This window comes from Pseudoalteromonas sp. SG43-3 (genome assembly GCF_014164385.1).
Lineage (GTDB): Bacteria > Pseudomonadota > Gammaproteobacteria > Enterobacterales > Alteromonadaceae > Pseudoalteromonas > Pseudoalteromonas distincta.
Map to the genome: position 1 here is coordinate 1 of NZ_JACJFC010000079.1, position 548 is coordinate 548.

The 548-nt window shown below is 31.9% G+C and carries 1 pseudogene; it reads right to left on the reverse strand.

Going from position 1 to position 548, the window contains the following annotated elements:
- Nucleotides 1-444: 444 nt before the first annotated feature.
- A pseudogene (locus H5157_RS21005) lies at nucleotides 445-548 on the reverse strand (glutaredoxin family protein); the annotation flags it as partial.

The window sequence follows — 548 nt, forward strand, 5'->3', positions numbered from 1 at the left end:
GAAAACTATTTGTAGCTATAAATATTATTCTTTCTGTGGCATATATAAACATGTAAAAAAGAGGAACGTTTCCTCTTATTCTGACTAAGTTAATGACGACTCACCTGACTGACCGCTTATCGCTCTAAGCGGACTAGAAAAATTTCACAAAATTTATTAATTAAATTTATAAATTCTTAAACACTAGGATGATTAAAAATTTATTGCCAAAAGAATTCTGGAATCAAATTTAGATTAGATCTATTTAATAAAATTAGAGGGCTAGTGCTTTTTTAAATCATGCAATTGATAAAAAACTTTAGTCTCGTTGTAACTTCAAGATACCTTAGAGAAGCCAGAGCAAATTGATGGCATTTTAAGTTCAGGCAGAACCAGACTCAACTACTGAATCTGGTTCGTGCTATAAATAAGCTCGTCATCATATTTTTAAATTAAAGCTGTTATTTACCTAACAAACATCCAAATACCGGCAGCTATCATAAATAAGTTTTCTGTTAGAGAGATAAACCCTAGTGGTACGTTACTGTCACCGCCTACACACGCACATT